The organism is Microcystis sp. M49636_WE2, from assembly GCF_030065375.1.
Lineage (GTDB): Bacteria > Cyanobacteriota > Cyanobacteriia > Cyanobacteriales > Microcystaceae > Microcystis > Microcystis aeruginosa_C.
On sequence record NZ_JASJFG010000461.1, the window covers coordinates 1 to 10065 of the forward strand.

At 51.0% G+C, this 10065-nt stretch carries 2 protein-coding genes; both read right to left on the bottom strand.

The genetic code is table 11. The annotated features are described in order from the left end of the window. On the bottom strand, positions 1-9215 hold a 9215-nt coding region (locus PX484_RS10930; protein ID WP_288103818.1), incomplete at its 3' end, for a pre-peptidase C-terminal domain-containing protein. A 165-nt stretch (positions 9216-9380) separates the two neighbouring features. Then, positions 9381-9800: a DUF4347 domain-containing protein gene (locus PX484_RS10935; RefSeq protein ID WP_288103819.1), complete on the bottom strand. Its 420-nt coding sequence runs from the start codon at positions 9798-9800 to the stop codon at positions 9381-9383. Positions 9801-10065: the final 265 nt, after the last annotated feature.

Genomic DNA, 10065 nt, shown 5'->3' on the forward strand with positions numbered 1-10065 from the left:
CATCCGGTGGAAGATTGCCAATTCCAGTTACTATCTAAACTCCACAAGTGGAGATAATTACCATCGTTATATTTCCATAAAATTTGATTGACTCCGTTGACGGTTTCTGCTGCTAGAGTTTGCCAACCTGAATAGCTATTTGTGGTAATCTGAGTGGCACCAATTTTAATAGCAGTGGGGTTATTATTGCCAATTTGAGCATAGAGGTTGTTAGTCGCATCTTGGACTAATTTGGTGTTACCAAAAGCTTCAATTGTGGTGTAAGGTGAACCAATGATTCCATCACCGTTAAAGTCTTGTTGAAAGTTGGTTTCTTGAGTAAAAGCTTCCGATGAGTTTAATCCCCACCATCCGGTGGAAGATTGCCAATTCCAGTTACTATCTAAACTCCACAAGTGGAGATAATTACCATCGTTATATTTCCATAAAACTTGATTGACTCCGTTGACGGTTTCTGCTGCTAAGGTTTGCCAACCAGGGTAGATATTTGTGGTAATCTGAGTGGCACCAATTTTAATAGCAGTGGGGTTATTATCGCCAATTTGGGTGTAAAGTTTATTAGTTGTGTCTTGGACTAATTTGGTGTTACCAAAAGCTTCGATTGGGGTGACACTGGTATCATCATTTTGAATGGCTCCAGTGGCAGTAGCAGTGGTAATGGTAGCGCCGTTGGTGGCATTGGAGAGGGTGACGGTAAAGTTTTCGTTCAGTTCTACCGTTGTATCTCCCTGAACGTCAACAGTAATTACCTTACTGGTTTCTCCCGCCGCAAAACTCACGGTTCCTGACGGTAACACAGACCCGACAAAATCCGTGGCATTGGCAGGATTGCTGCCGCTGCCCGTAACTGCCCAGTTAACGTTATTGGTTCCCGTGGTATTAACCGCACGAGTGACGGTGAAGGTAAAGGCTTTACTGCCACTGTTGCCCTCGGTTTGACTGGCACTGGTGGCAGAAATTGCTAGGGTAGTCCCTGTCGGCAACGCCACTAGGACGGGTTCAATGGCGATGGAGTATGCGATCGCCAGTTGGCCGGAGGGTTGACTAACTCGAAGTTGATAGACCTTACCGGGTTCTGGAGTCGGGGTGGTGAGTTGCAGGGAACCAGCGCCAGTTTGGGTAGCCAGGGGGGTATTGAGGTTACTGGGGTCAAACAGTTGGGCGGTGGCGGTAGCATTGCCAGCAATGTGAACAGTGACGGATAGGGGAACCAGTTGACTCACCTTGGGCAGGTTGAATTTAAACCAATCGGGGGTGGCGGGATCGACCTGTAGTCCGGTGAACCAGTTGGCTTGAATAATCGTGCCGAGATTGGCGGCTTTGGAGGCGATGTTATTGCCAGTAGCCCAATCGTTGCTGTTTTGGACAGCACCGGGGGGGTTAATGGCGAGGGTGTAGTTGGGAATGGGTTGGCCGGTCGTCGTGGGACTGTTGACCAGTAATAGATATTCTTTATTGGCCGCTAATCCCGATAGGTTAAAGCTGGCTTGCCCGTTGCTGGCGGTGGCGGTTTTCAGCGCCGTGGTCCGGTTATCGGGGTCGAAGAGGGAAACCGCTAGGCTTTGGCCGCTTTGGGGGGTGAAGGAAACAGTGAGGGTGTTGCTGGTGGCACCGGCTTGGGAAAGGTTAAAGCGGTAATAGTCTTGATCGGCGGCGTTATGGAGACTTAGGTTCGCGAAGCGGTGGCCGTTACCGGTTAAGGTGTTGAGGTTAAAGGCGCGGGCGGCCACGTCGTTGCCTTCGGCCCAATCCTGTAGGAGGGGGTTGCGGGTGCTACTGCCGCGGGTGGTAAAGGCGTTGAGGAAATTTGTCCAGCCGGTGGCGTTGAGGAATTGTGAGTTGCGGCCGAGGTACCCCGCGTCGATCGCCCCGCTGTCGGGAAAATAGACCGAGAGACCCTGAACGTTGCGTTGGTCGGCGGTTTTATCCACCACTAGGTTACGCAGGGCGGTGAGGGCGTTATTGGCGGCGGTTTTGAGATTGGCGGGAAGATTGCTGTTGGTGCTGGTGGCGACGGCTTGGAGGAACTGACCTAAATCCCGGTAGTAGGGGGCGGGGTAGAAGCTGTTGGCGAAATCGCGGGCATCTTTGATCGCGTCCCAAGTGGCGTTACTGGTGAGGGCAACGGCGGCATCGGTAAAGGTTTTGACGCTGGTGACGAGGGTGTTGAGGGCAGAGGTGCCGGTAGCGGAGAGGGTATCCCAGCCTCTTCTGTCGCCTTGGTGTTGTTGTTGGTAGCTGGCGATGAGGCTATTGGCCAGATCGATGGCTTTGACTTCGCCGGGGTTATTGATCAGGGCGGCGAAGGCGGTGGTGTAGTCGTAGCCGGTGTCTTCGGCGGCTTCCTGAGAGGCGACAAAAATTTCGGCGTGGTTGCGTACCATATAGGCCACTTCCGCCATAGCCATTAAACAGGCATCAAAAGCCAACAGTTTGAGGGAGAAGCTGGGATCGGCGTTTTTGACGTTTTGGAGGGCGGTGTCGAGTTCGGTACTGTAGAGGCGATCGGCACCGGTATTGGCGGAGGTGCCTTCGTTATCGACGTTAAAGCCTCCGAGTTCGCCGTTGCCGTGGTTCCACAGGATGAGGCCGTAGTTGTTGGCGGGGGCGGCGGATTTGGCGAGGTTGATAAATTCTGTCAGGGTGGCGGGATCGCCGGAGTTTTTCTCGTCTAGGAGGGTGAAGGGGGTGGCGACGCGCTTGAGATCGGTGTCGGGTTGGAGAATGGCCCAGCCGGCGGTTCCCCAAGCGGTTTGATTGGCGGTGGCGTAGGGTCGGTTGGCGGTTTGATCCCAGAAGACGGCGATTTTGACGTTACTGGGCAGGGAGGCCGCGGCCAGTTCCATCTCGTTGATGTCGTTGAAGGCGGATTCAGCGAGGTCACTGCCGGTCATATAGACGAAGATCGTCCATTCGTTTTTGGTGTTGGCGGCGTTGGTGGGCGCGTCGATGTAGAACTGGTAGTTGTTGGTGGCGTTGCTGTTGCCGATGACCCGCGCGTAGTAGGTGCCGGCGATTTCTCCGGCGAGGGAAAGGGTTTCTCGGTTATTGGTGGCGCTGGAGAGGTTGGCAGTTTTGTAGGGGGTGGTCAGGTTGCTGGCCCGATAGAGTTCTAGTTGTAGATCGCCCTGGGCGTGTTCAAATTCGACGCTGAGGAAGTTGGCGGCGGTGCCGGTTTGGGTGGTGGTGAATTTAAACCAGTCGTTGTCTCCTTGATGGATGGTGAGTCCGGGGATACTACGGAGGTTACTGATGCGATCGAGGTCGGTGGCGGTGGCGGCGCTGTTGTTGGTTTCGAGGTAGTCGGAGAGGATGGGGGTCTGAGTGCCGTTGGGGGCGCTGAGGGTGAGGGTGTAGTTGGGGTTGGTGGCGTTTTGGTAGCCGAGGACTTGGACTTGATAAGTACCGGCGGCGAGGCCGTCGAGGCTGATTTCTTCGTAGTTTTCGGTGGTTTCGGATCGGCCCCGCACGGTAGTGCCGTCTTGGTTGTAGAGGACAAGATCGAGATCGCCGAGGGCGTGGTTGAAGTCGATGCGGAGGTTATGACCGGCTTTGCCAACGCTGGTAGTTTTGAATTGGAACCAGTCTCGATCGCTGGCGGTGTGGATGGAGAGGGCGCTGAGGGAGGTTACGCCTTCGACGGTTTTGAGGTCGTAGGGTTTGCTGGCGGTGTTGTCGGTGCTGGCTTCTGTCCAATCCCCGGCGGTGTCTAGCGCGGGGGGAGCGTTAAAGATCAGGTTATAGTTCGGGTTGGTCGCACCATTAACGCCACTGACGCGGACGAGGTAATTTCCTTTCGCTAATCCGGCGAGGTTGATCTGTTGATTGCCACTGTTGCCCCCGGTGCGATCAACTAGGAAGGTTCGGTATTGGTTCTCAGTGGTGTTGGTGTCGGTGTTAAAGGCTTCAAAGAGTTCGAGTTGTAAGTTTCCTAAAGAGTTATCGAAGTTTAAACCGACATACTGTCCATCTTGTCCTTGGGCGGACAGGGTGAATTTAAACCAATCTTGATCAGTGGCGCTGTCGATGGAGAGATCGGGAATGTTGGTCACATTTTGACCCGAAGATTTGATTTGTATTTGGCTTATGGATTCTATTCGTAGTAATCGCGTAATAACAGTTCGAATATTGAGACCAGATCGTTCACTGAGAGCACTAGCAAGCTGAAAAAGTGGTACAACATCAGCCTGCTTAAGAAAAAATGGTTGGCTTGATGTCGTTCGTTGGGGTGTACGGCTACTTTGGGGAGAAGCAGTTGGTCTTTGATAATTTGACGTGTTTCTTACTGCATTATTGAAATTAGATGTAGCAAAACTGTTACTAATTTGAGTGTTTACATAATTCTGATTAATTGCTGCGGCACCCATTCGTCCAAATCTATCTGGTACAGGACTAGGCCTGTTAATATCGCTGGTTGAATTAGTTAGATTGCTACGTACGTAATTCTCCAACAGAGCAATACTACGCCCCCCACTAACCGCCAAATCCCGCAACTGATAGGCATCCTTCGGGCCATTGGTCGCGCCTTCCAAAGCGTCGGCTACCAAATCAGGAATCCCCTGTACCGTGAGGCTGTAGTTGGGATTAACAGCGCCGGACACTTTGACGTAATAGGCGCCGGGGTCGAGATTCGCGAGGGAAACCTGCTCCGAGTTTTTATTAGTATTGGACTCCCTTAACTTAGTCCCCGATGCGTTAAAGAGTTCGAGGCGCAGATCCCCCTCTTGGTGATTAAAATCAAGGTTGACAAACTGATTAGCGGCGGTGCGTTGCTCCACCTGTACCTTAAACCAATCCTCATCCGTCGCCGTGTGAATCGAGAGGGCGCTTAAGTCCACACTGCCGTCAATATTCCGCAGATCATAGGCCAGCGTTAGGGTATTATTCGGCTGACTGCGCTTATCCAGCCAATCCGCCTCCGGGGTTTGGGGCGCGTTGATCGAGAGGGAATACTCCGGATTCGTCACCGAACTGGCGGCCCCGTAAACCCGCACCACATAGGTTCCCGCCGCTAACCCCGCCAAAGACACCGACTCCCGATCGCCCTGGGTGTCAGAGGTTAACACCGGCGTGGATTGACCTTCCCGGTAGAGTTGCAACTGAAGATTCCCCAACTGGTGATCGAAGGCGATACTCACCTCCTGACCCGCAAGACCCGTACCAATGGTCGTAAACTTAAACCAATCCTCATCGCCGCCCTGATGGATGGATAGCCCCGAAAACAGACGAGACCCGTCAATTGTCTGAAGATCCGTCGCCGTGGCGCGGGTATTATTCGCCTCCGCCCAATCCGCCTTACTGACGCTGGGATCGGGCGCGTTAACAGAAAGCTGATAACTGGGATTAATCGCGCCGTTATAACCCGTCACCTTCACCAGATAAGTTCCCGCCCCTAGGGGTTGATTACTGGTGTTAACCAAATTCAAGCGCTCAAAATTATTGGTGGTTTCCGACTTGCCTAACAGAGTCGTGCCATTGGAAGCGTAAAGCTCAAGCTCCAAATCCCCCAGGGTATGGTCAAAGTCAATTTGTAGATAATCCGTGGCGCTGGCCGTCGCCAAAGTCGTGAACTTAAACCAATCCACATCCGTCGCCGTGTGAATCGAGAACGGCTCCCAGGTTTGGAACCCCTGCACCGTCCTCAGATCCCGCGCCGTCGCCGCCGTGTTATTGGCCGCCAGCCGATCCGCCCAATCCCCCGCCGCATTCACCGGGGCGCTGATGGCCACACTATATTCTGAATTTGTCGCACCGCCATAGCCATAGACCTTGAGGAAATAGACCCCCGCATTGCGGCCATTGAGGGAAATGCTCTCCGTGTTCCCTACTCCCTGGGAAGAATCCAGAAGGGTCGTCCCATCAGAAGCGTAAAGCTCAATGTCCAAATCCCCCTGCTGGTGGTTGAAAGTAATACCCGCCGCGTCAGATACCCCGCCCTTAGCGTCAATCTCGAAGCGGAACCAGTCCGTGTCGTTGGCGGTAATCGATAAATTGTCCCGATTAAACTGACGGTCAAGCTTGCCCAAGTTGGTCGCCCGACTGATCGCGTTGTTATTATCGGAGCCTTCCCCCCAGTCCGCCGTTACCCCAGCAAAGGGCGCGTCCACTGTCAAGGTATAGCTCGGATTGACCTCCCCATTGTGACCATAAACCCGCAAATAATAAGTCCCGGCACTCAATCCCTTTAAGTCCACCGAATGGGCGTTGGCGACCCCCTCCGAGGTTTTGAGTAGGGTGTTAGAGCTATTGTAAAGCTGTAGATCTAGATCCCCCAGAGTGTGGTCAAAACTAATGGCCGCGTAATGTCCCTGCTGACCGGCGCCGGCGATCGTGAACTTAAACCAATCCACATCACTACCGTTGTGAATCGAGAGAAACTCCTCGGGATCAGTCCCCAAGGTGACCACCTGCCGCCCCTGTTGGGAGGGCGCAATTTGATTATTCAGGTTATAGGCCGTCGAAAAACTATTATTCGACTCAAAGCTATCCGCCCCGTTGGCTAAAGGTGCGCTAATGGTCAGGTCGTAGTTGGGGTTAGTGGCGTTGTTATAACCCAACACCCGCACAAAGTAATCGCCGCTAGTCTGCTCCTCCAGGGAAATGCGCTCGCTATTAGACGTTCCTGCCGAACTGAGGATACGGGTACCGCTACTGTTATAAAGCTCTAGGTCAACATCCCCCAAACTATGATTGAAGGTAACACTGACAAAATCATTAGCCGTTCCCCGACTCGGTAAATTGAACTTAAACCAATCATTATCACCGGCGGTAATAGACAGATTTTGCCAGGTTTTGAGGGGAGACGTGCGGAGATTGCTTAAATCCTTTGCCACTGCCCGCGTATTATTGGCTTCAAAAATATCATCCCCAGGGGTATTAACGACTAGGGAATAATTGGGATTGACGGCACTATTAAAACCTAACACCCGCACAAAATAAGTACCCGTTCCCCGGCCCGCTAGACTGATAGACTCAAAATTACGGGTTCCCTTGGATTCCCCGATTTTACTACCGGCGCTGTTGTAAAGCTCAATATCTAAATCCCCTTGGATATTATCCAGCGCAATGCCGACAAAATGCCCCTCGACACCGGTTTGCTTGAGGTCAAAACTAAACCAATCCTCATCGCTGGCCGTGTGGATGGAAAGATTATTCCACTCCTTGTAGCCGCTCTCAGAACTCCAACCAAAATTCTTCAGTGCCTTAGCGGCACTCCGGGTGTTATTGCTCTCAAAGCTATCGCTCTGAATTCCCGAAGTCGTTCCGGGCGCGTTGATAATTAAATCATATTCATTCGTTTGCCCAAGCCAACTGTAAACCGCCACTCGGTAGGTACCTTGGGGCAGTCCCCAGAGGGATATATACTCCCCGTCGGTGTTATTGGCCTCGTAGGTAATCAGACGACCTTGGTTGTCATAGAGGGCTAAATCTAAATTCCCCTGGGTGTTATTAAAATCAATGGCGATGTAATGATTATTGTTAGTCTGCCCTGTAATCGTAAAAGAAAACCAATCCTGATCCGTGGGGGTATGGATAGACAGATCATTTTCCCGCTTAAAGCCCGCAACGGTTCCCAAGGACGTTGGCGTTGTCCCAAAATTATTAGAGTTACCACTGGTTTCTAGGCGATCGCCTGTAGTCGTAAAAGCCACTGGCAGATTAAATTCCAGTAAATAACCAGGACTGGTCTGCCCAGCATAACTCCCCAACTGGACAACGTAGGTCCCCGCCGGTAAACCGCCTAGGGGAACATAGTTGTAGCCAGACCCTTCTCCCAGAGCATAGAACAGAAAGTTACCGGCGCTGTCAAAGAAATTAAGATCAATAATCCCCTGAGCGCCATTAAAGAAAGCGGCGATATAGTGTTCATCGGTGGAGGTTCCCGCCGTGGTAAAGCGGAAAAAGTCGGTATCTGTAGAACTGTGAATGGTCAGATTTTGCAGGGCGCTTAATCCGCTCAGGGTTCCGAGATTTCTTGCCGTCGCGAGGGTGTTATTGGATTCGTATCCATCTTGAGGAATACTCGGTGCTGTGACTGTAAACGTGCGAGAATATGTGTTATTCGACTCGTCACTCTCAAAAACCGCATTAGTCGAGTCAACCTGTAAGGTCAGGGTATAGTTGCCCGGTGCTAGAGGGCCAAGAGCGAAGTCGGTGAAGTAGTCAAAGTCGCCAGCGCTAAACGCAAGGTTATTCCAAGAAGCAATCTGGGTTCCATTCAGAAGTAAACGGCTCGAAAAGCCCGATACCGTACTGCCACTGCCGATATTCTGCCAAGCGCCGTCGATATAGAGAGTATTAGTCGAGGTGATCTGGGTGGCTTGGGTCGAGTTCCCCGGCGTCGTGGAAATAATCAACTCCAACGGTACAGGCCACAAATCCGACTGGGGCGCATTAATCTCTAGTCGGTAGCCAGCCGAGCCTGGCCAACCAATGTTAGTGCCATAATAGTTACGAACGACAGCAGAATAGGTTCCAGCCGGAAGACCTGCAAGGGAAATGCCCTCTAAATTATAATTTGAGCCATAATCGTCTGCGCGAACTAAAAGCTGGCCGGTAGAGTGATTATAAAGGTCTAGTACCAGATCAACGTTCGTTGCGGTAGAGGACACTTGGACGTAATGATTACTATTTCCCTGACCGGTGGTCGAAAAAATCCAGATATCGCCGGAGTCTGATGTCGTGACGGAATCATCTCGATAGCCATATCCTTGCCTTAAACCCAGATTAGTTGTCGCCTGCTCTACTGCGACCAACTGCTCATCAATGGTAATGACCGCCCAATCATCCTCTGTCTGTAGGCGACGCAATTCCCCACTGCCAATCTCAACACCCCGCACCAGCGCCGAAAACAACTCACCCTCATCCCCGGTTGTATCCTGAGCGTTAACCACCAAATCCAAATAATGCCCAATCTCCTCTAACAACACCGCCCGCAAGCGCCCCGCATCCCCATTAACCACCGACTCCGACAGATAGATCTTGCCTGTCTGGGCCGAAAAAGCCCCTACCGCGCCGTCTAAAATCCCATCCGCTAGGATTTCAACTTCCGGCAGATTTCCGGGGGACGTTAACGCACGGAACCGTCGTGGCGTAATCTCCGTGCCAAAAACTAGCTTAAACTTTTCCGCAAAGAGAGGATCAGCGGCAAAATCCCCTAGGGATTGGAGAACATCAGCAACAGCAGAGCGTAGGGCGGGGGAGTAGGTATCCATGGCAGAAACGTATTAAACCTTGCTACAAGACAAATATAGTCATCTCAATTAAGATTGAGAATATCAATCTCAGAGTTCATAAGGATTGGCGTTGTCAGATCAGAATATGAAAGATGCAATGCAATCCTTGCTATCAAAGTGATTTCAGTTCCCAGCTGATTCTGATCATCTTTCAATTTGACAACGCCGTAGAATATGATTAATCTTCGCCCAATTCTGTAACTGTTGGCGATAATCGTAAATATTTGTTAAATTAAGTTGACAATTCCCTAAATATAAGCATCCCGGCGCACCATGGGAAACAAGGTGAATGGTGGTAATCTGGGGATTTTGTTGTAAAAAAGTGGATATTTGTTCGATTCCGTCTTGATTGGGAGAGAGAATAACGGTGGCGACTTCTGGAATTACTCCAGCTTGTAGGGTTTGATAATCGGTAACACCAGCATCGAGGAAAACTACGGTAGCGGTTAAACGCTGATTTCTCGCACTATCCACCCGATTAGCTTGACTCAAGCCATCAGATTGAGCAAAATTGAACAAAACATCGTCAACAGCAGGAAGGCTCGGCAACAGGGTAGAAGTCATGACATTGACCGCAAAGGATGACTTCGACTATTTTGTGCAAAGAATCCCGAATTTTTCAAGGTTTCTATAACAAAAATTAACATTTATACAAGAAAACGGGTTTCTTTGAGAAACCCGTTTTCTAAGAAACCCGTTTTCTAGATATTGATTTTTGCCAAAGACTGCTTAAATTCTGCGAGAGAATTAGCGGTAGCTGCTAATTTTAGTAGCTCTTCTAAGATAGTAGGGTTAGTCATTTTGCCGATTATCTCTTCAATTTCTGAAG

What these genes read in the sequence shown, in the direction of transcription:
- PX484_RS10935 (WP_288103819.1), bottom strand. Translation starts at nt 9,800, where the DNA reads ATGACTTCTACCCTGTTGCCGAGCCTTCCTGCTGTTGACGATGTTTTG.